This window comes from Micromonospora sp. DT229, assembly GCF_049844505.1.
Taxonomy (GTDB): domain Bacteria; phylum Actinomycetota; class Actinomycetes; order Mycobacteriales; family Micromonosporaceae; genus Micromonospora.
In genome coordinates this window covers 494,513-518,594 of record NZ_JBNCLD010000002.1, presented here as the reverse complement: position 1 = coordinate 518,594, position 24,082 = coordinate 494,513, and the positions used below count along the sequence as shown (strand labels likewise).

At 70.1% G+C, this 24,082-nt stretch carries 24 protein-coding genes, 1 tRNA gene and 1 other RNA gene; 22 read left to right on the top strand and 4 right to left on the bottom strand.

Features of this window, described 5'->3' with window-relative positions; all coding sequences use genetic code 11:
* Positions 1 to 98: 98 nt before the first annotated feature.
* Positions 99 to 320 (bottom strand): helix-turn-helix transcriptional regulator, encoded by a 222-nt coding sequence (locus tag ACLQ2T_RS05215; protein ID WP_146017628.1) that lies wholly within the window; start codon positions 318 to 320, stop codon positions 99 to 101.
* Between the two features lie 558 nt (positions 321 to 878).
* Between ACLQ2T_RS05215 and ACLQ2T_RS05210 the strand changes: the two genes are divergently transcribed.
* From ACLQ2T_RS05210 to ACLQ2T_RS05155, 12 genes are all read left to right on the top strand, one after another.
* Positions 879 to 1,127: a DUF6284 family protein gene (locus ACLQ2T_RS05210; protein WP_425764811.1), complete on the top strand. Its 249-nt coding sequence runs from the start codon at positions 879 to 881 to the stop codon at positions 1,125 to 1,127.
* Positions 1,127 to 1,501 carry an RRQRL motif-containing zinc-binding protein gene (locus ACLQ2T_RS05205; protein WP_425764810.1) on the top strand — a complete coding sequence of 125 codons (375 nt, stop codon included), beginning with the start codon at positions 1,127 to 1,129 and terminating at the stop codon, positions 1,499 to 1,501. The genes ACLQ2T_RS05210 and ACLQ2T_RS05205 overlap by 1 nt, the downstream gene beginning before the upstream one ends.
* Positions 1,498 to 2,373 (top strand): ABC transporter permease, encoded by an 876-nt coding sequence (locus tag ACLQ2T_RS05200; protein WP_425764809.1) that lies wholly within the window; start codon positions 1,498 to 1,500, stop codon positions 2,371 to 2,373. Before ACLQ2T_RS05205 ends, ACLQ2T_RS05200 begins: the two co-directional genes overlap by 4 nt.
* A 90-nt stretch (positions 2,374 to 2,463) precedes the next feature.
* Positions 2,464 to 2,931 (top strand): DUF3307 domain-containing protein, encoded by a 468-nt coding sequence (locus tag ACLQ2T_RS05195; RefSeq protein WP_425764808.1) that lies wholly within the window; start codon positions 2,464 to 2,466, stop codon positions 2,929 to 2,931.
* A 95-nt stretch (positions 2,932 to 3,026) separates the two neighbouring features.
* Entirely contained in the window at positions 3,027 to 5,240 is a 2,214-nt protein-coding gene (locus ACLQ2T_RS05190) for a cell division protein FtsK (protein ID WP_425764807.1), read from the top strand.
* A 144-nt stretch (positions 5,241 to 5,384) separates the two neighbouring features.
* Complete coding sequence (locus ACLQ2T_RS05185) at positions 5,385 to 5,627, top strand: hypothetical protein (RefSeq protein WP_425764806.1); 243 nt, start codon at positions 5,385 to 5,387, stop codon at positions 5,625 to 5,627.
* On the top strand, positions 5,624 to 5,917 hold the full coding sequence (locus ACLQ2T_RS05180; protein ID WP_425764805.1) for a hypothetical protein: 294 nt from the start codon (positions 5,624 to 5,626) through the stop codon (positions 5,915 to 5,917). Before ACLQ2T_RS05185 ends, ACLQ2T_RS05180 begins: the two co-directional genes overlap by 4 nt.
* Before the next feature lie 182 nt (positions 5,918 to 6,099).
* Complete coding sequence (locus ACLQ2T_RS05175; RefSeq protein ID WP_425764804.1) at positions 6,100 to 7,011, top strand: bifunctional DNA primase/polymerase; 912 nt, start codon at positions 6,100 to 6,102, stop codon at positions 7,009 to 7,011.
* Complete coding sequence (locus ACLQ2T_RS05170) at positions 7,008 to 8,609, top strand: YfjI family protein (protein WP_425764803.1); 1,602 nt, start codon at positions 7,008 to 7,010, stop codon at positions 8,607 to 8,609. The genes ACLQ2T_RS05175 and ACLQ2T_RS05170 overlap by 4 nt, the downstream gene beginning before the upstream one ends.
* A 339-nt stretch (positions 8,610 to 8,948) precedes the next feature.
* Complete coding sequence (locus tag ACLQ2T_RS05165) at positions 8,949 to 9,146, top strand: hypothetical protein (RefSeq protein WP_425764802.1); 198 nt, start codon at positions 8,949 to 8,951, stop codon at positions 9,144 to 9,146.
* Positions 9,143 to 9,352 (top strand): helix-turn-helix domain-containing protein, encoded by a 210-nt coding sequence (locus ACLQ2T_RS05160; RefSeq protein ID WP_425764801.1) that lies wholly within the window; start codon positions 9,143 to 9,145, stop codon positions 9,350 to 9,352. Before ACLQ2T_RS05165 ends, ACLQ2T_RS05160 begins: the two co-directional genes overlap by 4 nt.
* A 17-nt stretch (positions 9,353 to 9,369) precedes the next feature.
* On the top strand, positions 9,370 to 10,635 hold the full coding sequence (locus ACLQ2T_RS05155) for a tyrosine-type recombinase/integrase (RefSeq protein WP_425764800.1): 1,266 nt from the start codon (positions 9,370 to 9,372) through the stop codon (positions 10,633 to 10,635).
* Between the two features lie 89 nt (positions 10,636 to 10,724).
* On the opposite strand, the gene ACLQ2T_RS05150 is transcribed toward ACLQ2T_RS05155, so the two are convergent.
* Positions 10,725 to 10,809: transfer RNA gene (locus ACLQ2T_RS05150), tRNA-Ser, on the bottom strand.
* An 81-nt stretch (positions 10,810 to 10,890) separates the two neighbouring features.
* On the opposite strand from ACLQ2T_RS05150, the gene ffs reads away from it, so the two are divergent.
* The 9 genes from ffs to ACLQ2T_RS05105 all read left to right on the top strand — a co-directional run bounded on the left by ffs (position 10,891) and on the right by ACLQ2T_RS05105 (position 21,367).
* Positions 10,891 to 10,980: signal recognition particle sRNA small type (gene ffs, locus ACLQ2T_RS05145), an RNA gene on the top strand.
* A 193-nt stretch (positions 10,981 to 11,173) separates the two neighbouring features.
* A complete protein-coding gene (locus ACLQ2T_RS05140) occupies positions 11,174 to 13,948 on the top strand; it encodes a DNA polymerase III subunit gamma and tau (RefSeq protein ID WP_425764799.1) in 2,775 nt (924 codons plus the stop codon).
* Between the two features lie 254 nt (positions 13,949 to 14,202).
* Complete coding sequence (locus ACLQ2T_RS05135) at positions 14,203 to 14,511, top strand: YbaB/EbfC family nucleoid-associated protein (protein WP_327027373.1); 309 nt, start codon at positions 14,203 to 14,205, stop codon at positions 14,509 to 14,511.
* Positions 14,512 to 14,519: 8 nt separating this feature from the next.
* Entirely contained in the window at positions 14,520 to 15,113 is a 594-nt protein-coding gene (recR, locus tag ACLQ2T_RS05130) for a recombination mediator RecR (RefSeq protein ID WP_425764798.1), read from the top strand.
* 349 nt (positions 15,114 to 15,462) lie between these two features.
* Positions 15,463 to 17,127: an ABC transporter substrate-binding protein gene (locus tag ACLQ2T_RS05125; RefSeq protein WP_425764797.1), complete on the top strand. Its 1,665-nt coding sequence runs from the start codon at positions 15,463 to 15,465 to the stop codon at positions 17,125 to 17,127.
* 77 nt (positions 17,128 to 17,204) lie between these two features.
* The gene (locus ACLQ2T_RS05120; protein WP_425764796.1) at positions 17,205 to 18,209 is read left to right on the top strand and encodes an ABC transporter permease; all 1,005 of its coding nucleotides are present in this window, start codon (positions 17,205 to 17,207) and stop codon (positions 18,207 to 18,209) included.
* Positions 18,206 to 19,174: an ABC transporter permease gene (locus ACLQ2T_RS05115; RefSeq protein WP_425764795.1), complete on the top strand. Its 969-nt coding sequence runs from the start codon at positions 18,206 to 18,208 to the stop codon at positions 19,172 to 19,174. Before ACLQ2T_RS05120 ends, ACLQ2T_RS05115 begins: the two co-directional genes overlap by 4 nt.
* 4 nt (positions 19,175 to 19,178) lie before the next feature.
* The gene (locus ACLQ2T_RS05110; RefSeq protein ID WP_425764794.1) at positions 19,179 to 20,267 is read left to right on the top strand and encodes an ABC transporter ATP-binding protein; all 1,089 of its coding nucleotides are present in this window, start codon (positions 19,179 to 19,181) and stop codon (positions 20,265 to 20,267) included.
* On the top strand, positions 20,264 to 21,367 hold the full coding sequence (locus ACLQ2T_RS05105) for an ABC transporter ATP-binding protein (protein WP_425764793.1): 1,104 nt from the start codon (positions 20,264 to 20,266) through the stop codon (positions 21,365 to 21,367). The genes ACLQ2T_RS05110 and ACLQ2T_RS05105 overlap by 4 nt, the downstream gene beginning before the upstream one ends.
* A 63-nt stretch (positions 21,368 to 21,430) precedes the next feature.
* Here the strand turns inward: ACLQ2T_RS05105 and ACLQ2T_RS05100 are convergent, their stop codons facing one another.
* Together ACLQ2T_RS05100 and ACLQ2T_RS05095 are read right to left on the bottom strand one after the other, a co-directional pair.
* Positions 21,431 to 21,862: a hypothetical protein gene (locus ACLQ2T_RS05100; protein ID WP_425764792.1), complete on the bottom strand. Its 432-nt coding sequence runs from the start codon at positions 21,860 to 21,862 to the stop codon at positions 21,431 to 21,433.
* A complete protein-coding gene (locus ACLQ2T_RS05095) occupies positions 21,844 to 22,506 on the bottom strand; it encodes an HNH endonuclease family protein (RefSeq protein WP_425764791.1) in 663 nt (220 codons plus the stop codon). Before ACLQ2T_RS05095 ends, ACLQ2T_RS05100 begins: the two co-directional genes overlap by 19 nt.
* A 108-nt stretch (positions 22,507 to 22,614) precedes the next feature.
* On the opposite strand from ACLQ2T_RS05095, the gene ACLQ2T_RS05090 reads away from it, so the two are divergent.
* The gene (locus ACLQ2T_RS05090) at positions 22,615 to 24,048 is read left to right on the top strand and encodes an MFS transporter (protein ID WP_425764790.1); all 1,434 of its coding nucleotides are present in this window, start codon (positions 22,615 to 22,617) and stop codon (positions 24,046 to 24,048) included.
* Positions 24,049 to 24,082 lie beyond the last annotated feature (34 nt).

Genomic DNA, 24,082 nt, shown 5'->3' with positions numbered 1-24,082 from the left:
CCTGCCCGAATCGCCGCCCGGCGGGCAGTCTCATTGGCAGGCGAGCAAGGTGCCGCCGCAGACGGGAGCCGAGGACAGGAGGCACCAGATGATCCGACCTAGCCGGTGGTGCCTTTACGCGGCCTCTCGGCCTGCCACTTCCGGATGGTGTCGGGCTGCCACGCCGGGGACCGGCCGAACATCCGGTCAGGAGCGGGAGCCTGTCCGCGTGAGACGTAAGAAGCCCAGGTTGCGCGACTGATCGGGGCACCTACCGAGGCGAGGTAGGTGCGTACGTGGTCCGTCGTCCACCAGTCGGCGGGCAGGTCAGCGTCAGTCATCAGTACAAGCCTACGTGGTACAGGTGCTTGCGCGAATACAACGTGGCGTTGTAGCGTCACGAATACAACGCCACGTTGTATCTCGTCAGTTGGGGTCCGGGGAAGGCAGTGCGTAACAGCACTGCGCGCCTACGTCCCGCTGTGCGGTTGGTCATTGAGAACTTCAGAGCAGAAGCGCCGCGTTTGATCTGGCTTGCGGTATTCCCGCCTTGAGTCACACGGTGGCCGACCTCGGTAGATCCCGAGCGAGCGGGCCGAGCGGGCCGGATCTTGGCGCGCGGAACGTCTTCTGCCTCTCTGCACCTGTCCCGGGGTGGGTTGTCGCGCTGATAGCGCGCGGCCTCACCCCGGGCTTTCCCGTCTTGATCCCCGCTTGTGGAGGTGAGCCGTCATGACCGTGAGCGTCTTCGCTGCCGTTCGAGTGACCACCCGCAACAGCGCCGTATGGCGTACCTGCAACCGCTGCGGACGGCTCGCCCCGCTGGCACCCGACGAGCGTCACTGCCGGTCCTGCCCGCCGGCCGCACGCTCCCGCCGATCCGGAAGGAACCGATCGAAGTGATCACCAACCTCCCCGCCGTCACCGCCGAGCCGACCGCCGCCGACCTGGCCGCGATCGACACCGAGTGGCCGCTGATCGCCGCCGAGCTGGACGTGCTCGACGCGCAGATCACCCTGATCTACGCCGAGGACCACGGCGGCCCGACCGCCCTGGACTGGCGCAGGCTGCGTCGGGCCGAAGCCCGCGTGACCCGCGCCGCCGCCGAGGTGGCCACCCGCACCACCGACCCGCAGCGTGCGGCCTGATGTCCCGTATCCGTGCCGCCTACTACGACCCGGACGGGACGAAGTACGGCATCCCGACCTACTGGTGGCGCGGCGCACCTGCCGGCTACGCCACCCGCCGTCAACTGCGCGCCGCCGGCCTACGCCCCGGTGGTCAACCGGTCGCCGCGCAGATCCTTTGGCGCGGCGTCGGTGGCACCCGCACCGCCTACCTGTACCGGGTCGATTTGGCCCGGCCGAAGCGCCCCGCCACCCCCGCCCAACTGCGCGCGATCGACGCGGCGTTGACCGCCCGCCGTACCTGCCCGACCTGCCGGGTTGTCCGGCCCTACTGCATCCCGCGCTCGCTCGGCGAGTGCGTCGACTGCGCCTACCCGATGGAGGAAGCAGCATGACCGCCCCCACGATCAACGGCACCCGCTACCCGCAGCCCATCGAGAAGTTGTTGCCCGCCGCCCGCGCTCTGCCCCTGCCGGACGGGCAGGAGTTCCCGTCGCGTAACCGGTTGATGCGGGAGTTCCGCATCGGTGCGCCGAAGGCCGATGAGTTGTTGGCCCGGCTCAAGTCCGAGCACGCCGAGCGGACCCGGACCGACACCCTGCGGTCCGCGATGGCGGTCCGGGGTTCCCTGCTGGCACCACAGACCGACACCGACGCCCCGGCTGCGCCTCGGTTGGACTACGCCGAGCCGATCGGCCCGGACCCGGCACCCGTACCGGCCGTGCCCGAGCACACGCCACCCGCCGCCGAGCAGCCGATGATCCCCCCGGCCGAGCCGGTTGCCGAGGCCAAGACGGTCGGTCACCCGGACACGCCCACCCCACCGGCCCCCGGCAAGCCGGGCCGCCCGGCGGTGGTGTGGCCGGTGATCCTGCTGGCGCTTCCCGCGTTCGTGGCTATCTGGTCCGGGTGGGTCGGACTCGGAGGACTCACCGGATTCGGGGTGGTGCACCCGCTGCCCGGTATCGCGGACGGGTTCGCCATCAACACCGCGATCACCCTGCCGATCGGCGTCGAGACCTACGGCGCTTATGCCCTGTACGTGTGGCTGTCCGGCCGGGTACCGGACCGGGCACGCCGGTTCGCGAAGTGGTCTGCCATCGCGTCGCTGCTGGTCGGCGCGCTCGGCCAGGTGGCGTATCACCTGTTGGTCGCTGCCGGAGTGCAGATAGCTCCGTGGTGGATCACCACCGCCGTTGCCTGCCTGCCGGTGGCGGTGCTCGGCATGGGTGCCGCGCTGGCGCACCTCGTTCGGTCGCACGACTAGCTACGCCCGGCAGCGCAGCACGGTTCCTAGGCCAAGAGCTGCGCTGCCGGCCTCACCCCTCAACCCTCACGGACCTTGGGAGAGACATCCATGCTCGCAGACCCGACCGGCGCGCACGCCGCCGCCTTCGCCGCTGTGTTCGCCACCCTCTACGCCGCCCACCAGGTAGCCGATCACTGGATTCAGACTCAGGACCAGGCCGACTGCAAGGGACAGCCCGGATGGGCAGGCCGCCTCGCGTGCGCCGCGCACGTCGCCACCTACACGGCTACGGCGGTGCTGGCGTTGGTGTTCCTGATCGCCGGCACCGGCCTCCGACTCGACCCGGCAGGCGTGACGGTCGGACTGGGCATCTCCGCCGTGACGCACTACATCGCCGACCGGCGCACCCCGTTGCGGTGGATCGCCGACCGTACCGGCAGCGCCCGGTTCTACCGCCTCGGCACGCCCCGGCCCGGCCGCGACGACAACCCGTCACTCGGGACCGGGGCGTACGCCCTCGATCAGTCGTGGCACGTCGGGTGGCTGTTCATCGCCGCCCTGTTCTGCGCCATCTAGCCCAACCCGGCGGCACGGCCCTCCGGCCTCGCAAACCACGGGCCGTGCCGCCGGCCCCCTACCGATCCGACAGACCCGTTGGAGGAATCCCCATCATGACTGCCCCTGATGATGACCGGTTCGACTGGCAGGCCGCCGAGCGCGACTTGACCGACGACGCCACCGGGCCGGATGCCGAGGTGGTCGACCTGGACGCGGCCCGTTCCCGCCGCGCCGGTGTCGACCTCGGCGACGACGACACCGCCGAGGGTGGGCCGGTGCTGGTCGACAGCATCGACGCGCAGCGGCGCCCGCGGTTCACCCTGACCGGGTTCCGCGACGCGCAGCGCCGGCCGATCCTGCCCGGCTGGCTACGCTCCCGCACCGAGTTCGCCGGCAACCTGACATGGGCCGCCGGCCTGACCGCGCACGCCACCGGCTACCACCTGCTACGGGCACCGAAGTACGCCGGCAAGCTCGCGTGGCGTGCCCCGGTCGGTGTGTACCGGGTAGGGCGCGGCTACGTGCGGTGGTTGTTCGACCTGGAAGGCGAACCCGTCCGCCAATCCGTCGTCCGCGCCGCCATCGACCGGCCGGAAGAGGCCCGCCTGTACCAAACCCTTGCCCGGCAACGGGATCGGCGGGTGCGGTGGCGCGGCCTGACCGCCGTCCCCACCGCCGCCGTGCTGCTGGTCGGCCTCGGCCTGCTGGCCACCGCGCCGGCCGCCGCCGTGGCCGCCACCCTGGCGGGTGTGGTGGTGGTGTTCGGGCTGCTCGGCGCACCCGCCGACCGGCCGCTACTCGACACGGCGGTGGTGCGCAACCCGGTCACGCCGTTGACCTCGGATGAGGTGGTGCGCGCCCTGGCCGCGCTCAACATCTCCGGCATCAACCAGGCACTACGCCGAGGCGACACCGGCAAACGGTGGTTCCCCGCGCCGATCCAGCGGGAGAACGGCACCGGATGGCGCGCCGACGTGGAGCTACCGCGCGGGGTGACCGCCTCGGCGGTGGTCGAGAAGCGGGAGGAGCTGGCCGCCGCGCTCACCCGCCCGCTCGGCTGCGTCTGGCCCGAGGCCAACGCCGAGGTACACCCCGGCCGCCTCGTGCTGTTCGTCGCCGACAAGGACCTCTCCCGGTCGAAGCAGAACCCATGGCCGCTGCTCAAGTCCGGGGCGGTGGACCTGTTCAAGCCGTTCCCGTTCGGCACCGACCCGCGCGGCCGGGCCGTCACCCTCACCCTGATGTTCGCCTCCATGATCGTGGGCAGCATCCCGCGTATGGGTAAGACGTTCTCCCTACGTCTGGCCATGCTCGGCGCGGCACTCGACCCCCGCGCCTGGATCCTCGCCTTCGACTTGAAGGGCACCGGGGACCTGTCGCCTTTGGAGCCGATCAGCCACCGCTACCGCGCCGGTGACGAAGACGAAGACATCGCCTACGGCCTGGCCGCCATGCGAGAGATTCGCACGGAGTTGCGCCGCCGGACGAAGGTGATTCGGGAGTTGCCGCGTGACCTGTGCCCGGAGAACAAGGTCACCCCAGATTTGGCCAGCACGAAGCGCCTCGGGTTGCAGCCGATCGTGATCGGGGTGGACGAGTGCCAGGTGTGGTTTGAGCACCCGAAGTACGGCGATGAGTTCGAGGAGATCTGCACGGACCTGATCAAGCGTGGCCCGGCCGCCGGTATCACGCTGATCCTGGCCACCCAGCGCCCGGACGCGAAGAGTCTGCCGACCGGCATCTCCGCCAACGCGGTGCTGCGGTTCTGCTTGAAGGTGATGGGGCACACCGAGAACGACATGGTCCTCGGCACGTCGATGCACAAGGCCGGCATCAAGGCGACCATGTTCTCTCGGCGGGACCGGGGTATCGGCTACCTCGCCGGTGAAGGCGACGATCCGACGATCACCCGCACGTTCTACATCGACGGGCCGACCGCAGAGCAGGTCATCCGCCGCGCCCGCACCCTCCGCGAGGCGGCCGGAACGCTGACCGGCCACGCGGCCGGGCAGACCATCGACACCGCGACCGTGCGCCGGGACACGCTGCTGGACGACATCGCCGCCGTCATGTCCGACAGCGAGGCCAAGCTGTGGTCCGAGGTCGTCTGCGAACGTCTCACCGGCCTACGGCCCGAGGTCTACGCCGGGCTGACGCGGGAGCAACTGACCGCCGCGTTGAAGCCGTACGGCGTCACCACCGGACAGGTATGGGGCACCGACCCCGACACCGGCAAGGGAGCCAACCGACGCGGCATCGACCGCGCGCACATCCTCACCGCCATCACCAAGCGTGACCGCGACAACGGCAACCGCGCCGCCAGTTAGCCGCGCCGATCGCCGCTAGGTCTAGCGGCCAGCCCCGCTAGACCTAGCGGCACCACTAGCGACCAATCCGAAACCTGGCCAGCGCCCTAGTCCCTAGCGGCGTGATCTTCACACACCCTGAAAACGGCCTGATGGAGGCGTTTCGTGGTCACCCTCGCCCTACTAGCTAGCCTCACCGCCGCCGGTTACGCAGCGTGGCACCTGATCCTCTGCTACGCCGCGCCGATGCCACGCTGCCGCGCCTGCCACGGCACCGGCGAACGACGCGGCCTGATCATCCGGGCACTGCATGAGTGCCACCGCTGCCACGGCACCGGCCGCCGGCCGCGCCTCGGCCGCCGGCTCATCGAGTACATCCGCACGGAGTACCGGGCAGGCCAGCAATGACCGGCCGCGACCGGCACACCGGATGGTGCGCCGGTGGCCACCGATGCGGCCTCGGCGAACACCGCTCCGACGAAATCGTGGTCGACATCCCCGGCCGCGCCCGCGCGGTGCTCGTGCGCGTTCGCAGCGCTGCCGGCCGCGACCACGCCGAAATCCGGCTCCGCGTGGCGCTCGCCCCCGGCGACGTGGCCGCCCGGCGTCAGTTGGTCGGACTGCTCGGCGACGTGCGCCAGGCCGTCACCCGCGCAGCGATCGCGGCCCGGCCTCGGCCCAGGCGGGCCGGGCCGTGACCCGCGGCCGGTGCGGTCACTGGATCGGCACCGCTGACCGCTACTGCCACCACACCGACCGGCTACGGCCCTACCTGCAAGGGCCGCGCTGTCCCGCCCACACACCCGCCGCCCTGGCCGGGCGGCCGGAACCTGCGTCAACGCCTATCCACGCCCCGACCATCCCGCAAGGGAGCCTCACCATGACCACCAATGACCTGCTTACCGCCGCGCTAGGCCACGCCGAACGCGGCTGGCACATCTTCCCGCTACGCCCCGACGACAAGCGGCCCGCGTTCCCCGACCACGCCGCCGACCGGTGCACCGGCCGCGACCCACGCTGCCGCACCGGTGGCCGGCACGTGGGGTGGGAGGAACGAGCCACCACCGACCCCGACCGCATCCGGCGAGCGTGGTCGACCCGCCCCTACGGCATTGGCATCGCGTGCGGGCCGTCCCGCCTGGTCGTGATCGACCTGGACACGCCGAAGGAACCCGAGGCGGACGGGCGCGACGGCGTGGCGGTGCTCGCCGAGCTGGCCGCCACGCACGGCGCAAGCATCGACCCGACCTACACCGTGACCACCGGCCGAGGCGGCACCCACCTCTACTACCGGCATCCCACCACCGGCCCGGCACTGCGGAACACGGCCGGGACGCTCGGCCCGATGGTCGACACCCGCGCTCACGGTGGCTACGTCGTGGCGGCCGGTTCCACCGCCGCCGGCCGCCCCTACACGGTGGCGGTTGACGGCGACCCGGTGCCGCTGCCCGCCTGGCTGGCCGGGCTGCTCGCACCGGCACCGTTGCCGCCGCAACGGCCCGTGGTGGTCGACCTGCCCACCGACCGGGCCGGCGCGTACGTGCGGGCCGCCATCGGGCGGGAAGTCGACCGGGTGGCCGGCGCCGCACCGGGCGAGCGCAACCGCAGCCTGTACGTGGCCGCGGTGGCGCTCGGGCAATTGGTAGCCGGTGGCGCGCTCGCCGAGGACGACGCGCAAACCGTGCTGGAACAGGCGGGGATGACGGCCGGGTTGCGCACCGCCGAGGCGTACCGCACCGTCCGATCCGGCCTCACCGCCGGTGCCCGCCGGCCCCGGCAGGTGGCCGCATGAGCGCCGCACGGTTGCACCTGGTCACCGACCACCCGCAAGCCACCGCCGAGCCTGCCGGTGGCGGGCCGCTGTGGGATGTTCCAGTGCCCTTGACCGGCCCCACCACGACGCCGCCGCCGTTCCCGGTCGAGGTGTTCCCGCGCTGGCTCGCAGACATGGTCACCGGCGTAGCCCGGTTCACCGCCACCGACCCGGCCATGGCCGGCACCCTTGCCATGGCCGTGCTCTCCGCTTGTGCCGGTGGCCGGCTGGAAGTCGAACCCGTGGCCGGATGGCGGGAACCCGTCAACATCTTCGCCGCCGTCATCGCCGGCCCCGGCGAACGCAAGTCACCCGTGCACCGGGCGATGACCGCACCCCTGTTCGCCGCACAGTCCACCCTCGCCGAGGCGGCCCGCCCGAGGATCGCCGAGGCCGCCGCCCTACGGGACATCGCCGACCGGCAAGCCGAGCAAGCCAAAGCCGCTGCCGCAAAGGCCACCGACCCCGGTAAGCGCGATGACGCTGCCGCCGAGGCGGTTGCCGCCGCGATCGCCGCCGAGGCGATCACCGTTCCCGGTCTGCCGAAACTCATCGTGGACGACGCCACCCCCGAAGCGTTGATCGGGTTGATGGCCGCCAACGGCGGACGCATGGCGATCATCAGCGATGAAGGCGGCATCTTCGACACCCTCGCCGGCCGATACTCCGGCGCGCCGAACCTTGACCCCTACCTGAAAGGTCACGCCGGGCAGCCGATGAGCAACGAACGGCAGACCCGCGAAGGTGCCTCGGTCGACAAACCCGCGCTCACGGTGTGCGTGATGGCGCAACCGACCGTGCTGCGCAAGTTCGGCGGGAATGCCGACCTGGCCGGACGCGGCCTGCCGGCCCGATTCCTGTTCGCCCTACCCCGCTCGCTGGCCGGGTGGCGGCCGGTCGACACCCCGCCCGTGCCGGAGCAGGTGACCGCCGGCTACCGCCACCGCGTTCACGACCTGGCCGCCACCCTCGCCGAGTGGACCGACCCGGCCGTGGTGACTTTGACCGACGACGCCGGCAACGTCCGCCGGGCCGCCGCCGAGCAGGTCGAAGCCGAGCTACGGCCCGGCGGAAGCCTCTACGACATGCGGGAATGGGGCAACAAACTCTCCGGCGCCACGCTGCGCCTAGCCGGCCTGTTGCACGTGGCGCATCACCCGGCGGACGGGTGGCGGAAGCCGATCGACGCCGACCGGATGGCCGACGCCGTACGGCTCGCCGAGTTCTTCGCCGCGCACTACCGGGCCGCCCTCACCACCATCGGCACCGACAGCGCGGTGGAGAACGCCCGGTACGTGCTCGGCGTCCTCACCGGCAAAGGCATGACCACCTTCACCCGCCGGGAACTACACCGCCGCGTGTCCCGCCGGCTACCGAAATCCGATGACGTGTCGGCGGTGCTCGCCGAGCTGGTCGCGCTCGGATGGGTCCGCCACGGCCCGGACGGCCGCTACGAACTCCACCCACGGGCCACCGCCGAGCAGGAGCCCGGAAGCGTTGACACGCTGACACCCCACCCCGGCAGTGACGTTTCCGCAGGCCACGACACACGCGAGGGTGTCAACGGGCCGCGTTGACAGCCGCTGACAGGCGTTGACACTCCACCCGCCGGCCCGCCCGGTGTCAACGGGTGTCAACGCCTGTCAGCGGGGACCGCTGACACCCTTGCACCCGCCGCCACCTGCGGAAACGGCCGTATCACGGCGGGTTGTCAGCGTGTCAACGCTTCCCGGCCCACCGCCGGACGCCACTGGCTACCTGACCGGCCCGCCGATGCATGGAATCGGCCCGCTGAGAGCGACTGAGAGCGCCACGCCCTACGCCCAACACCGGGACACCCGAGATCTTGCCTCTGCGGCGCTCTCAGCGGGCCGTTCTACACCCTTCTGTGGTGATACCTCCCTGTTCCCCAACAAATGAACGCCATCGATCGGAAGGCCCTCACCGTGCGAATCAGGCTGCACGGCACACCCGCTGAAACAGCCGCAGCACTCGACGCCATCGCCCAAGTGCTGCACATCCGCCACGTCTCCCGGCCCTACCCCGACCGCCGATCCCCGATGTTCCAGCGCCTCTACATCGACGCCACCCCGAGGGAGGACACCCGCCGATGAACACCCCCGACAACCGCGTGGTTTTGACCATCGAGCAAGCCGCAGAGCGACTCGGTATCGGCCGCACCACGATGTACGCCCTGATCAAGACCGGCCAGATTCGCACCGTCACCATCGGCCGTCTGCGCCGAGTGCCGACGTTCTGCCTTGACGAGTACGTACAGAGCCTCCTGTCCAACCCGACGCAACTCGACCACGCCGCCTGACGAAAGGAGCCCGACGAGTGGGAAGAAAGCCGAACGGCGCATCCAGCATCTACAAGGGCGGTGACGGCTACTGGCACGGCCGGGTAACGGTCGGCGTCAAGGACGACGGCAAGCCGGACCGGCGGCACGTTCAGGCGAAAACGGAGGCCGAGGTAATCCGCAAGGTGCGTGCTCTGGAACGGGAGCGCGACAACGGCACGGTCCGGAAACCGGGTAGCCGCTGGACGGTCGAGAAGTGGCTAACGCATTGGGTCGAGAACATCGCCGGCCCGGTGGTGCGGACGAACACCCTTGACGGCTACCGGGTCGCCGTTCGTCGGCATTTGATTCCCGGTGTCGGTGCCCACCGCCTTGACCGCCTGGAGCCGGAACACCTGGAGCGCCTGTACGTCCGGATGATGGCCAACGGCAGCGCGGCCGGCACCGCCCACCAGGCACACCGGACCATCCGCACGGCACTCGGTGAGGCGGTCCGCCGTGGGCACCTCGCCCGGAACCCTGCCGCGCTGGCCAAGCCGCCCCGCCTGCCGGATTCCGAGGTGCAGCCGTACTCCGTTCCGGAGGTACAGGCGATCCTGCGTGCGGCATCGTCACGGCGGAACAGCGCGCGATGGGCGGTGGCACTGGCGCTCGGTTTGCGCCAGGGCGAAGCGCTCGGCCTGAAATGGTCGGACGTGGATTTGGACAACGGATCGTTGACCGTCCGCCGGGCACTGCTTCGGCCGAAATGGCGGCACGGCTGCGACGGGAAGTGCGAACAAAAGTTGCCCGGTCAATGCCCCGAGCGGGTGAACGAACGCCCGGTTGCGGCTGACACGAAATCGCGTGCTGGTCGACGCTCAATCGGTCTGCCGGATGCGCTGGTCGACCTGCTGCGGCGGCACCGAAAAGAACAGGACGCCGAGCGCGAAACCGCCGCGCAACTCTGGCGGGACGAAGGATGGGTATTTGCCTCGCCGACCGGCGAGGCAATCCACCAGGCAACGGACTACGACGAGTGGAAACGGCTTCTCAAGCTCGCCGGAGTGCGGGACGGCCGACTGCACGACGCTCGGCATACCGCCGCCACCGTGCTCCTGGTCCTCGGCGTCTCCGGCCGTGCCGTGATGGGCATCATGGGCTGGTCTAACTCGGCGATGGCCGTCCGGTACCAGCACATGACCGACCAGGTACGCCGGGACATCGCGCAGCAACTCGGCGGACTGCTCTGGGGCGACCCACCGAGCGGGCCGGGGGAGAAGGCCACCGAGCCGCCGCCCGACCAGCCGGAACAGGGCAAGTGAGACGACAACTGAGACGAGAGCGACCGTAGACACGACTCAGGGCCGGTCCCTTCGGGGGCCGGCCCTGTCGTTTTTCCAGCTCTGACGAGCGGAGGATACGAGATTCGAACTCGTGAGGGTGTTAACCCAACACGCTTTCCAAGCGTGCGCCCTAGGCCTCTAGGCGAATCCTCCGCGAGCCAGGATACAGGTCCCCGAGACGTTGCCCACCCCACCACCCCCTGAAGATCGACGACGGGTCGGGTAGGCTGGGGCTACCTCCCGTGCGGCGGTACCTCGTGAACCTCCCCAGGGCCGGAAGGCAGCAAGGATAAGCGAGCTCTGCCGGGTGCACGGGAGGCCTTTCTGTCTCAAGGCCCCATGATCGACCTCAAGGCCCCATGATCGACGCCGTTACGGCGGTATGGGGGTGTCCCTGGCCCGTCGATGCCCCCACAACGGCGTAACGGAGTCGATCTCAGCTCAGGGCCCGGCGGGGTGGGTGGTCAGTCGGGCGCGGGCAGCGGAGAATGGCGCGGTCGAGAGGAGGCGGGACGCCGTGGCATTGGCGCTCTACCGCAAGTACCGGCCGCGTACCTTCGCCGAGGTCATCGGGCAGGAGCACGTCACCGAGCCGCTGTCGCAGGCGCTCCGCAGTGGGCGGCTCAACCATGCGTACCTCTTCTCCGGGCCGCGTGGGTGTGGCAAGACCTCCAGCGCCCGGATCCTGGCCCGCTCCCTCAACTGTGAGCAGGGTCCCACCCCGGAGCCGTGTGGGGTCTGCGCGTCGTGCCGCTCGCTGGGCAGCGACGGGGCCGGCTCGATCGACGTCATCGAGATCGACGCGGCCAGCCACGGTGGTGTGGACGATGCCCGTGAGCTGCGGGAGAAGGCCTTCTTCGCGCCGGCCAGCAGCCGCTTCAAGATCTATGTCATCGACGAGGCGCACATGGTCTCGTCGGCCGGCTTCAACGCCCTGCTCAAGCTGGTGGAGGAGCCCCCGGAGTACGTCAAGTTCATCTTCGCCACCACCGAGCCGGAGAAGGTCCTCGGCACGATCAAGTCGCGGACCCACCACTACCCCTTCCGCCTGATCCCGCCGAAGGTGCTGCGGCCGTACCTGGAGCAGCTCTGCCAGGCCGAGGGTGTGCAGGTCGAGCCGGCGGTGTTCCCGCTGGTCGTACGGGCCGGTGGGGGCAGCGCCCGGGACAGTCTCTCCGTACTCGATCAGCTCATCGCCGGTGCCGGTCCGGATGGTGTCACCTACGCGCGGGCCGCCGCGCTGCTCGGTGTCACCGACTCGGCGCTGATCGACGAGATGTGCGACGCCCTGGCCGCCGGGGACGGCGCCGCCGCGTACGCCACCGTCGACCGGGTCGCCGAGGCCGGGCACGATCCGCGCCGGTTCGCCTCGGATCTGCTGGAACGGCTGCGTGACCTGATCGTGCTTCAGCAGGTGCCGGACGCCGCCGCCAAGGGCCTGATCGACGGCCCGGACGACCAGATCGAGCGGATGACCGCCCAGGCCCAGCGGCTGGGTCCGGGCACCCTGTCCCGGTGCGCCGACATCGTGCACGACGGCCTGGTGCAGATGCGCGGTACGACCGCCCCTCGGCTGCTGCTGGAGCTGATCTGCGCCCGGCTGCTGCTGCCCGGGGTGGACGACTCCACCGGCGGCCTGCTCCAGCGCCTGGAACGCATGGAACGTCGGCTCACCCTGGCCGGCACCGAGACCCCGTCGGCCGCCGCCGACTCCGCGCCGGCCACCCCAGCCCCGACGGTACGCACCCAGCCTCCCGCCCCGCCCGCGGCTGCCGCCGCGACCCGGGCCGCCACCGCCGCTGCCGCGTCGGCTACCGCCAACGGCGCCGGGGCGACCCGGGCTGTCTCGCCGGCTACCGAGACCCGGGCCGGAAGTGATGCCGCCTACGACGGTGGAGCTACTCAGGCCGGCCTCGGAGGGCCGACTGCGACCGACAACGGCTCGGTCCCGGCGGGCGAGGCAGCACCCACCCCACGTCGGCAGGTTCCGCCGTCGGCCGTGATGCCCGATCCGGTCACCCCCGAGCCGCCCCGGCCGGGCGCGGTGACTCCCGGGGTGCTCGACGCGGTCGCGGTACGGCGGGTCTGGCCGGAGGTGGTCGGCAAGGTCAACCGGAGCAACAAGAAGATCGCGGCGCTGATGCGTGACGCGGTCGTACGCGACCTCGACGGCGACACCCTCGTGCTGACCGTGAAGTCGGCTGTACTGGCCCGGATGATGTCCGACCACGCGCAGGTGCTCACGGACGCGCTCTACGAGGAGTTGGGCGGGCGCTGGCAGATCCGGTTCGAGGTGGCCGGCGAGCGGAGCGGGATGTCACCCGGCAACCCGCGCGCCACCGCTCCCGCGCCGTCACGTCCCCAGTCTCCGGCACCCCCGAACGGCACGACCCCCGCTGCACCACCGGTGGCTGCGCCCCCGTCGGCCGGGGCCCCGGGCGGAGGTCGCCCCGCAGTTGGTCCCGCAGCGGGTGGGGGATCGGCCGAGGAAGACGAGGGGTGGCCCGAACCGGCCCGACCCGGCGGCGCTGCCGCCACCGGAGCTGCCGAGGTGGGCGAGGCGGACACCGACTGGCCGGAGGCGGCTCGCCCCGGTGGCGCCAGCGGTGTCGGCTCCGCTACCCCCACGCACGATGCTTCCGACGGAGCCCGGTCGACTGCGGTGGACCTGGGCCAGGCAGGTCGGGTCGGCGCAACCGGGTCGGACAGGTCCGCTACCGGCGGCATGCAGCCGGGCGGGCCGGCCTCCGGCGGAGCGCAGCCCGGCGGGCTGGCCACCGGCGGGGCACAGTCGGGTGGACCGGCCACCGCCAGGGCCCAGGCGGGCGGGGCAGGACCGACCAGGTCGGCCGCAGGCGTGGCGGCGAGCGCGCGGGCGGGTGCCGGGACTGCGGTCGCAGCCGGTGGCCCGGCAGCCGGGGTGAGGACGACCCGGTCGGAGGTACCGGCCCACGGAAGCGGCAGAAGCGCACCGGCGAGCAGCGCGATCGCGGCAGCCCGTGCGGCGGCGGCCGGACGGGGCACCCGTACCGGCCAGGTGGCTCGGCAGACCGCCGACGCCGAGTTCGCCGGCGAGCCGCCGTACGATCCGGATTTCGACGGCCCATTGCGCGGCGGCGGCGTCAGTGCGGCCCCCACGGCCGCCTACGAGGGGTTCGATCCGGGCGACGAGCCCCTGGACGAGATCATCGACGAGAAGACCGCCCGCCAGTCGAGCGAGGAACAGGCGCTACGCCTGCTCCGCGAAGCCTTCGCCGGCACCGAAAAAATCAGCGAATCCGACACCCGCTAGCCCACCCCACCCCACCCCGCCCCACCCCACCCCACCCCGCCCTCCCCGCCCGCCCTCTCTCCGCGATCTTGCACTTTTGGTCGGGACAAATACCGCACTCAGGGGCAATAAGGCGACCGAAAGTGCAAGATCGGCGGGAAGGGGTGGTGGGGGTGCGCGGTGGTGGGGTGGTGGCGGAGGGGGCGGTTAGGGTGGGCGTGAATTACGTAGCCGAGTCATAGGGAGCCGTCGTGCGGCCTGGTGGACAGCCGAACATGCAGCAGATGCTGAAGCAGGCGCAGAAGATGCAGCAGCAGATCGCCAAGGCGCAGGCCGAGTTGGCCGAGGCCGAGGTGTCCGGCACCGCCGGTGGTGGTCTGGTCACCGCGACGGTCTCCGGTGCTGGCGAGATCAAGAGCATCAAGATCGATCCGAAGGCGGTCGACCCGGAGGACGTGGAGACCCTGGAGGACCTGGTCGTCGCGGCGCTGAACAACGCCAGCGAGGCGGCCCGCCAGTTGACCGAGCAGAAGATGGGCCCGGTGGCGGGCGGGATGGGCGGCCTCGGCCTGCCCGGGTTCTGAGCCCGCAGATGTACGAGGGTGCCATCCAGGACCTGATCGACGAGTTGGGTCGGCTGCCGGGCGTCGGCCCCAAGAGTGCCCAGCGGATCGCCTTCTACGTGCTGTCCGCCGACCCGGCCGACGTCAATCGGCTGGCGGGCGCGTTGCGGAAGGTCAAGGAGTTGGTGCGGTTCTGCACCAACTGTTACAACGTCGCCGAGTCGGACCAGTGCCGGATCTGCCGCGACCCGCGCCGCAGCGACGAGGTGGTCTGCGTGGTCGAGGAGCCGAAGGACGTCGTGGCGATCGAGCGGACCGGTGAGTTCCGCGGGCGCTACCACGTGCTCGGCGGAGCGATCAATCCGCTGGAGGGCATCGGTCCGGACAACCTGCGGATCCGGGAGTTGATGACCCGGCTCGGTAGCGGTGTGGTCCGTGAGCTGATCCTGGCCACCGATCCGAACACCGAGGGCGAGGCGACCGCGACCTATCTCGCGTTGATGGTCAAGCCGATGGGGATCTCGGTGACCCGGCTGGCCAGTGGCCTGCCGGTCGGCGGCGACCTGGAGTACGCCGACGAGATCACTCTGGGGCGTGCCTTCGAGGGACGTCGGGCCGTCTGAATCGGTCACCGGACCGTCTAAAAGGTGCCCGTGGGTGAGTCCACGGGCATCTTGCGGGCCGTGTCCGCGTGCTGCGGGCACGGCCCGACGGGGGGTTCGCCGGGGTGTGACAGTGCCTCGATCTAGGGGCCGATCGATGTAACAGAATGATATCGATTGCCGTGGGCTTATTAGGCTGTTTGTCCGATAGTCCGAGGGGTCGCATTACAGCGGCTGGTCACTAAGGACACGATCCGGTACCAAGAGCCTGTCGTGACGTTTCCGCTCCGTCCGAACGGGAGCTATGGTCACCGCCAGCGGTGACCCTGTCACCACGTAGTCCGTACCCCCTAGGACGAGGTGAAGCACCATGCGTGCATCCAGGCCGAAGGTCGCTATCGCGGCCATGGCGGCCGCGGCCCTCGCGGTAGCAGGCTGTGCCGAGAGCGACCGCGAAGAAGGTTCCGGCGGTAGTAAGAAGGACACCCTTGTCTTCGGCGTTGCCGGAGACCCGAAGGTGCTGGACCCCAGCCTCGCCAGCGACGGTGAATCGCTGCGCGTGGCCCGTCAGGTGTTTGAGACTCTGGTTCGCCCGGAGGAGGGCGGCACCAAGGTCAGTCCCGGTCTCGCTGAGTCCTGGGAGCCGGACGCCGCCGGCACGACCTGGACGTTCAAGCTGCGTACCGGCGTGAAGTTCCACGACGGCGAGGAGTTCAACGCCGAGGCTGTCTGCTACAACTTCAACCGTTGGTACAACGCCAAGGGCCTCATGCAGAGCCCGGACGTGACGGCGTACTGGCAGGACATCATGGGCGGCTACGCCGCCAACGAGGATCCCACTCTCGGTGAGAGCCTCTTCAAGTCCTGCACCGCCACCGACCCCACCACGGTCAGCCTGGCCTTCACCCGGGTCTCCAGCAAGATCCCGGCCGCCCTGATGCTGCCGTCCTTCTCCATCCACAGCCCCAAGGCGCTGGAGCAGTACGACGCCAGCAACATCTCGGGCAGCGCGGATGACATCAAGTACCCGGCGTACGCGACCGCGCACCCGACCGGTACCGGTCCGTTCAAGTTCAAGTCCTGGGACGTCCCGAACAAGACGCTGACCCTGGAGCGCAACGAGGACTACTGGGGCGAGAAGGCCAAGCTCAAGAGCCTGATCTTCAAGACCATCTCGGACGAGAACGCTCGTAAGCAGGAGCTGCGTTCCGGCGGCATCCAGGGCTACGACCTGGTTGGTCCGGCCGATGTGGAGCCGCTGAAGGGCGAGGGCTTCAACGTCCTGACCCGTCCGGCCTTCAACATCCTCTACCTGGCGATCAACCAGAAGGGGAACCCGAAGCTGGCTGACCTCAAGGTCCGGCAGGCGCTCGCGCACGCGGTCAACCGCCAGGCCCTGGTCGACTCGAAGCTGCCCCCGGGCGCCCAGGTCGCGGTGAACTTCTTCCCGGACACCGTCGAGGGCTGGAACGGCGACGTCACCAAGTACGACTACGACGTCGAGAAGGCCAAGGCCCTGCTGGCCGAGGCCGGTGCCTCCGACCTGACCCTGCGGTTCCACTACCCGACCGAGGTCACCCGGCCCTACATGCCGAACCCGAAGGACCTGTTCGAGCTGATCTCGGCGGACCTCCAGGCGGCCGGCATCAAGATCGAGGCGATCCCGCTCAAGTGGAGCCCGGACTACCTCAACGCCACCACCTCCGGTAACAAGCACGACATCCACTTCCTCGGGTGGACCGGCGACTACGGCGACGGTTACAACTTCATCGGTACCTTCTTCGACCGGCAGAAGGACGAGTGGGGCTTCAACAACCCGGCCCTGTTCGAGAAGTTCAAGAAGGCTGACAGCACCGCCGACATGGCGGAGCGCACCGCGCTCTACAAGGAGCTGAACGCCGACATCATGAACTTCCTGCCCGGTGTGCCGATCTCGCACTCGCCGCCGGCCATCGTGTTCGGCAAGGACGTGACCGGGGTCAAGGCGAGCCCGCTCACCGACGAGCGGTTCTCCACCGCCGAGTTCAAGTCCTGACCTGAAGCACCGACCGCGGGCGGGCGCTGTTACCCACAGCGTCCGCCCGCGATCCTCAGCACACCCACGAGGCGGCCGTGTTCCGGTTCATCGTCAGACGCCTACTACAGCTGATACCCACGCTGTTCGGGCTCTCCATCCTGTTGTTCATCTGGCTCCGGCGGCTGCCCGGCGGCCCCGAGACCGCCATCCTCGGCGAGCGGGGTACGCCCGAGATGCGGGCCGCCATCCGTCGTAACCTCGGCCTCGACGAGCCGATCCTGATTCAGTACGGCCGGTTCGTGAAGCGGCTGGTCCGCCTCGACCTCGGCACCTCCATCTCCACCAAGCGCGAGGTGACCACGGAGTTCCTCCAGCGCTTCCCCGGCACGATCGAGCTGACCATCACCGCCATGGTGATCGCGATCGGCATCGGCATCCCGCTGGGCTACCTGGCCGCCCGCAAGCGCGGCCGGTTCCTCGACTACGCGTCCGTCGGCGGGTCCCTGATCGGCATCTGCATCCCGGTCTTCTTCCTGGCGTACGTGCTCAAGGCGATCTTCTCGGAGAACCTCGGCTGGTTCCCGTCCAGCGGTCGGCAGGATCCGATCCTCGGGGCCACCCGGATCACCAACTTCTTCGTCCTGGACGGGCTGATGACCCGGGAGTGGGACGCCGCCGCCGACGCCCTCTGGCATCTGGTTCTGCCGGGCATGGCCTTGGCCAGCATCCCCTTGGCGATCATCGTCCGGATCACCCGGGCCAGTGTGCTCGAGGTGCTGGGCGAGGACTTCGTCCGCACCGCCGAGGCCAAGGGCCTGACCGAGAACGTCGTACGCCGTCGGCATGTGCTGCGTAACGCCATGCTGCCGGTGGCCACCTCGATCGGTCTGCTCACCGGCGGCCTGCTCTCCGGGGCGGTGCTCACCGAGACGGTCTTCGCCTTCAGCGGGATCGGGGCCTTCCTCGCCGAGTCCATCAGCAATCGTGACTATCCCGTCCTGATGGGCTTCATCATGATCATCGCAGTGGTCTACGTGCTGGTGAACCTGATCGTGGACCTGTCGTACAGCCTGATCGACCCGAGGGTGAGGGTCCGATGACGATCATCAGCGGGAAGAAGCGCGAGAAGATCGACCGCCTCGCCGAACTGGCCGCCCGGGAGGACGAGCGCGGGGTCAGCCTCTGGCAGGACGCGTTCCGCCGGCTGCGACGTAACCCCGCCGCCATCGTCGGCGCGGTCATCCTGGCCATCTTCGTCCTGGTAGCCGTCTTCGGACCGTTCTTCGTGCCGTACGGCCCGAAGGACACCATGGGCATCCGCGAGGGTGTGGTCAAGGTGGGGCAGGGCCTCATCCCCGGCCCCTCCTCCGAACACTGGCTCGGCTACGACCATCAGGGTCGGGACGTGTTCAGCCGGATGGTCATCGGAGCCCGGCAGACCCTGCTGGTCGGCGTGGTCGCCACCATGATCGGGCTGGCACTCGGCGCGCTGATCGGTGGGGTGGCGGGTGCTGCCGCCGGGCTCGGCGGCCGCTGGGGCCGCTGGGTGGACACCGTCCTGATGCGCTTCATCGACATGCTGCTGGCCCTGCCCAGCCTGCTGCTGGCGGTGAGCATCGCGGCGCTGCTCGGGCCGAGCCTGATCACCGTCATGATCGCCGTGGGTATGGTCTCGGTGCCGATCTTCGCCCGGTTGCTGCGCGGTTCGATGATCGTCCAGGCCAACAAGGAATACGTGCTGGCGTCCACCTCCCTGGGTGTCAGCAAGTCGAAGATCGCGGTGGCGCACGTGCTGCCGAACTCGCTGGCCCCGGTCATCGTGCAGGCCACGCTGACGCTCGCCACCGCGATCATCGAGGCCGCCGCCCTGTCCTACCTGGGCCTCGGTAACCCGGACTCCTCCGTTCCCGAGTGGGGCGTCATGCTGGCCGACGCGCAGCCGTGGCTCGGCATCCGGCCCGCACTGGCCATCTATCCGGCGGTCGCCATCATCATCACCGCGCTGGGCTTCACCCTGCTCGGTGAGGCGATGCGTGAGGCCCTCGATCCGAAGCTGCGGAAGTAGAAAAATGGCACTACTTGAAGTGGAAGACCTTTCGGTCAGCTTCGCCCGGCGCGGTCAGCGCACCGTACGCGCCGTCGACGGGGTCTCCTTCAGGGTCGACACCGGTGAGGTGGTCGGCCTGGTCGGTGAGTCCGGCTGCGGTAAGTCGGTGACCTCGCTGGCCATCATGGGGTTGCTGCCCAAGCAACCCGGTCTGGCGGTGGGCGGCAAGGCCGTCTTCGACGGCACCGACCTGCTGCAACTCGACGACCGGGCCCGGCGGGACATCCGGGGCCGGGACATCGCGATGATCTTCCAGGACCCGCTCTCCTCGCTGAATCCGGTCATCCCGATCGGCCTCCAGGTCACCGAGGTGCTGACCCGGCACCGCGGGATGAAGGGTGACGCGGCGGCGAAGGAAGCCGCTCAGCTGCTGGACCGGGTGGGCATCCCGGATCCGAAGCGGCGGCTGAAGGAATATCCCCACCAGCTCTCCGGTGGGATGCGGCAGCGGGCCCTGATCGCCATGGCGGTGGCCTGCCAGCCTCGCCTGCTGATCGCCGACGAGCCGACGACCGCTCTGGACGTCACCATCCAGGCGCAGATCCTGGAACTGCTGAAGGACCTGGTCCGTGACTCCGGCACCGCCCTGGTGATGATCACTCACGATCTCGGTGTGGTGGCCGGCATGTGCGACACGATCAACGTCCTGTACGGCGGCCGGGTGGTGGAGACCGCCCGACGGCGTCCGCTGTTCCGCGAGCCCCGGCACCCGTACACCGTGGGTCTGCTCGGGTCGGTGCCGCGTCTGGACGCCGGACGCGGCGAGCGGCTCAACCCCATCCCGGGCTCGGTACGGGATCTGCTGCCCTGGGCGGAGGGTTGTGCCTTCGCCCCGCGCTGCACCCGGCGGGTGGACGCCTGTGTGGGGCAGCCGCCGGAGCTGGTGTCGGCTCACGACGGCCGCAGCTACCGTTGCGTCAACCCGGCTCCGCCGGCGGGTGCCACCCCGGCAGCGTCATCCGTCGACCCGGCGGCACCGGTCGACCCAGCGGCTGAGGCGACCTCGGCCGGTGGCCAGGTGCCGGCGCCGCGCGAGGAGGAGAAGCCATGACCGACAGCGACATCCTCGTCGAGGTACGGGACCTGAAGGTGCACTTCCCGATCAAGCGGGGAGTGCTGTTCGACCGGACGGTCGGCCACGTCAAGGCGGTCGACGGGGTGGACCTGCGCATCCCGCGAGGCAAGACCTACGGCCTGGTCGGCGAGTCGGGTTGCGGCAAGTCCACCCTCGGGCGGGCGCTGCTCCAGCTCAACCCGCCGACCGCCGGGCAGGTCAGCTTCGACGGTGTCGAGCTGACCACCCTCGCACCGAACAAGCTGCGCGCCATGCGCAGGCGGATGCAGATGATCTTCCAGGATCCGATGTCCAGCCTGGATCCCCGGCAGAACATCGAGTCGATCCTGACCGAGGGCCTGCAGGCGCACGGCATCGGGGGCGGCCGGGAGGAACGCCGGAAGATCATCTCGGAGACCCTGGACAAGGTCGGGCTGCCCCGCTGGGCCCTGTCCCGCTACCCGCACGAGTTCTCCGGCGGCCAGCGGCAGCGCATCGGGATCGCCCGTGCCCTGGTGCTGGGCCCGGAGCTGATCGTCGCCGACGAGCCGGTCTCCGCCCTGGACGTGTCGATCCAGGCCCAGGTGGTCAACCTGCTCGACGAGTTGCAGGACAGCCTGGGCCTGACCTACCTGGTGATCGCGCACGACCTGGCGGTGGTCCGGCACATCTCCGACACGGTCGGGGTGATGTATCTGGGCGCCCTGGTGGAGGAGGCCCCCGGCGACCGGCTCTACACCGAGCCCCTGCACCCGTACACCCGGGCGTTGATGTCGGCGGTGCCGGTGCCGGACCCCGATGTCGAGGATCGCCGGGAGCGCATCCTGCTCACCGGTGACCTGCCCTCACCGGCCAATCCGCCGGCCGGCTGCCGCTTCCACACCCGGTGCCCGTGGGCCCAGCCGACCCGCTGCGCGGATGAGCGTCCCGTGCTGCGGGAGATCGGCGAGAGTCGGGTCGCCTGTCACTTCGCCGAGCGGATCGCCAGCGGCGAACTGCGTCCGCACAAGGTGAGTGTGGAGATCGTCCGGCCGGCCGGCGAGGGCGAGGAACCCGAGGTCGTCTCCGCCCCCAGCGAACCCGGCTCCTTCGTGTGAAGCAGAAGCCCCTTCCGGTGCGCCTCGCGTGCCGGAAGGGGCTTCTGTCCACGTCTGCGGCGCTCAGCCCTCGGGGCGGTCCAGCAGGCCGACCGCGATGCTGTGCACCGCGTCCAGCCCGGAAGCGGCCTCCAGCGGGGCCTTGCCGCCGCTGACCACGTACCACTCGTCCGCGTCCTTGTACTGGACATGCAGGGTGACCTGCCCGTCGGCGAACTCCGTGCGCAGGGTCAGCTCGCCGGTGACCACCCCGACCTCGTCGGTCATCACCCCGCCCGGGCCGGCCACGATGTCCGTGGTGCGGCTCTGCGGACCGGCCGGACCTGCGGCGTCGGCGGTCATTCCCGCGCCCGGCACCTCGACCTCGCTGGCAGCGGCGCCGTCCGCGGTCATCCCCGCGGTTGTCGGTCCCGAGCTGCCGGTCGCCGCCGCGTCCGCTGTACCGGAATCGGGCGTCGAGCCGCCGTCGGCCCCGGCTACGGCTTGCTCTCCCATGTGCAGCCCTCCAACATGTCGGCCAGCGCGGCTTTCTCGGCACTGGTCACCGTCAGCTGCCAGTGGTGCTTGACCGCCACCCAATCCCCGGCGTATTGGCACCAGTATGACTGGTTTGGCGGTTTCCACTGGGACGGATCCTGGTCACCCTTTGCCCGGTTGGAAGAGGCGGAAACCGCGAAAAGATGCGGCCGGTCGAGGTCGTTGGCGAAATCACCCCGTTTGGTGTCGTCCCACTCGTCGGCACCGGATCGCCAGGCGTTGGCCAACGGAACCATGTGGTCGATGTCCACCTGCGACGGATCGGTGAAGCTGCGGCCGTCGTACACACTCTCCCACTGGCCGCCCACGACGTTGCAGCCGGAATGCTCGATGCCCTTGCCGTCCCGCTCCAACACGGTGTCGCGGACGTCGCAGTTCTGGCCGGTCTTACGCCAGTGCGGGAAGCGCTTGCGACTGTAGCCGCGCATCGAGCCGGCCTCGGCGACGGTGAGCTGGGAGAGCATCTGGTCAGCGGTGCCACCCCCGCTGCTGGGTCGCGCGCCCGGCTCCTCTTCGAGCGGGACACACCCGGCCGCGCCGAAGGTCAGCACCGCGACGAGCGCGAGCGCCCCCAGGGCACGGGGTCCTGATCTGGTACGCACAGACGACACCTCTCCAGCTTGCGGGCATTCGCCGATCCCGCACAGTACCCGTACGGTGTTTTAGCGTTTCGTGGTGTCTGGCAGATGGTGCACGGCAGATTGGTAGACATGGCTGAACCCGTACCCGTGCTCCGGTTGAGCTCGGCAGCCGGCCGGGGCACCCTGGCGGCCGCCGTACTCGCCTCCGGCATGGTCTTCCTGGACAGCACCGTGGTCAACGTGGCGCTGCCTCGGCTCGGCGCCGATCTCGGGGCCTCCGTCTCCGGCCTACAGTGGACGGTGAGCGGGTACCTGCTGACCCTGGCTGCCTTCGTACTGCTCGGAGGTGCCCTCGGAGACCGGTTCGGCCGGCGGCGGATCTTCCTGCTCGGCGTCATCTGGTTCACCGGCGCCTCGGTGCTCTGTGGCCTGGCACTGCGGACCGACTGGCTGGTGGCCGCGCGGCTGCTTCAAGGGGTCGGCGGTGCCCTGCTGACCCCGGGTTCCCTGTCGTTGCTGCAAGCCAGCTTCCATCCCGACGACCGGGCGAAGGCGATCGGCGCCTGGTCCGGCCTGTCGGGTGTCTCCACCGCCCTGGGGCCCTTCATCGGTGGCTGGCTGATCGATGCCCTCTCCTGGCGGTGGATCTTCTTCCTGAACGTGCCGCTGGCCGTGCTCGTGGTGTTGGCCGCCCTGCGTTGGGTACCGGAGAGCCGGGGTGACGAGAGCACCTCGCGAACCCGTGGGTCGGGCCGGCGGTTCGACGTGGCCGGTGCGCTGTGGGGTGCGCTGGCTCTGGCCGGGGTCACCTACGCCCTGGTCGACGCGCCGGAGCGGGGAGCGGGTGCCCCGCCGGTGGTCGGGGCGGCCCTGGTAGCGGTGCTCGCCGCGGTGGTGTTCGTCCTGGTGGAGCGAAGGCGCGGGGAGACGGCGATGCTGCCCACCGGGCTGTTCGGCAGCCGACTCTTCTCGGTACTGAACCTCTTCACCGTGCTGGTCTACGCCGCCCTCGGCGGGTTCACCTTCATCATCGCGGTCTACCTTCAGAACGTGGTCGGCTGGTCGGCGCTGGGGACCGGCCTCGCGTTGTTGCCCGTGACCCTGCTGCTGCTGGTCGGTTCACCGGCGGCAGGAGCGCTGTCGACCAAGATCGGGCCACGGTTGCTGCTGACTGTCGGTCCGGTCCTGGCCGCCGTCGGTCTGCTGCTGCTGCGTGAGGTCGGCCCGGGCGCGTCGTACTGGCGGCAGGTGCTGCCCGGGGTGGTGGTGTTCGGGGTCGGCCTGACCATGGTGGTGGCACCCCTGACCGCCTCCGTGCTGGCCGCGGTCGCCGACCGGTTCGCCGGGGTGGCCAGCGGCTTCAACAACGCCGCCTCCCGGGTGGGCGGGCTGCTGGCGGTAGCCGCCCTGCCGCTGCTGGTCGGACTCTCCGGCACCGGGTACGAGCAGCCCGCCGAACTGACCGCCGCCTACCGGGGCGCCCTGCTCTGGTGCGCCGGGCTGCTGCTGGGCGGGGCGATCATCGCAGCCCTGCTCGTCCACCGCCCACCCCGCAAGGAGTGAGGCCGGCGGGCGGTGGGTGCTGAGGAAGGGCCCC

What these genes read in the sequence shown, in the direction of transcription:
- ACLQ2T_RS05170 (WP_425764803.1), top strand. Translation starts at nt 7,008, where the DNA reads ATGAGCGCCGCACGGTTGCACCTGGTCACCGACCACCCGCAAGCCACC.
- ACLQ2T_RS05195 (WP_425764808.1), top strand. Translation starts at nt 2,464, where the DNA reads ATGCTCGCAGACCCGACCGGCGCGCACGCCGCCGCCTTCGCCGCTGTG.
- ACLQ2T_RS05105 (WP_425764793.1), top strand. Translation starts at nt 20,264, where the DNA reads ATGACCGACAGCGACATCCTCGTCGAGGTACGGGACCTGAAGGTGCAC.
- ACLQ2T_RS05110 (WP_425764794.1), top strand. Translation starts at nt 19,179, where the DNA reads ATGGCACTACTTGAAGTGGAAGACCTTTCGGTCAGCTTCGCCCGGCGC.
- ACLQ2T_RS05175 (WP_425764804.1), top strand. Translation starts at nt 6,100, where the DNA reads ATGACCACCAATGACCTGCTTACCGCCGCGCTAGGCCACGCCGAACGC.
- ACLQ2T_RS05160 (WP_425764801.1), top strand. Translation starts at nt 9,143, where the DNA reads ATGAACACCCCCGACAACCGCGTGGTTTTGACCATCGAGCAAGCCGCA.
- ACLQ2T_RS05200 (WP_425764809.1), top strand. Translation starts at nt 1,498, where the DNA reads ATGACCGCCCCCACGATCAACGGCACCCGCTACCCGCAGCCCATCGAG.
- ACLQ2T_RS05180 (WP_425764805.1), top strand. Translation starts at nt 5,624, where the DNA reads ATGACCGGCCGCGACCGGCACACCGGATGGTGCGCCGGTGGCCACCGA.
- ACLQ2T_RS05090 (WP_425764790.1), top strand. Translation starts at nt 22,615, where the DNA reads ATGGCTGAACCCGTACCCGTGCTCCGGTTGAGCTCGGCAGCCGGCCGG.
- ACLQ2T_RS05205 (WP_425764810.1), top strand. Translation starts at nt 1,127, where the DNA reads ATGTCCCGTATCCGTGCCGCCTACTACGACCCGGACGGGACGAAGTAC.
- ACLQ2T_RS05100 (WP_425764792.1), bottom strand. Translation starts at nt 21,862, where the DNA reads ATGGGAGAGCAAGCCGTAGCCGGGGCCGACGGCGGCTCGACGCCCGAT.
- ACLQ2T_RS05165 (WP_425764802.1), top strand. Translation starts at nt 8,949, where the DNA reads ATGAACGCCATCGATCGGAAGGCCCTCACCGTGCGAATCAGGCTGCAC.
- recR (WP_425764798.1), top strand. Translation starts at nt 14,520, where the DNA reads ATGTACGAGGGTGCCATCCAGGACCTGATCGACGAGTTGGGTCGGCTG.
- ACLQ2T_RS05125 (WP_425764797.1), top strand. Translation starts at nt 15,463, where the DNA reads ATGCGTGCATCCAGGCCGAAGGTCGCTATCGCGGCCATGGCGGCCGCG.
- ACLQ2T_RS05115 (WP_425764795.1), top strand. Translation starts at nt 18,206, where the DNA reads ATGACGATCATCAGCGGGAAGAAGCGCGAGAAGATCGACCGCCTCGCC.
- ACLQ2T_RS05135 (WP_327027373.1), top strand. Translation starts at nt 14,203, where the DNA reads ATGCAGCAGATGCTGAAGCAGGCGCAGAAGATGCAGCAGCAGATCGCC.
- ACLQ2T_RS05190 (WP_425764807.1), top strand. Translation starts at nt 3,027, where the DNA reads ATGACTGCCCCTGATGATGACCGGTTCGACTGGCAGGCCGCCGAGCGC.
- ACLQ2T_RS05215 (WP_146017628.1), bottom strand. Translation starts at nt 320, where the DNA reads ATGACTGACGCTGACCTGCCCGCCGACTGGTGGACGACGGACCACGTA.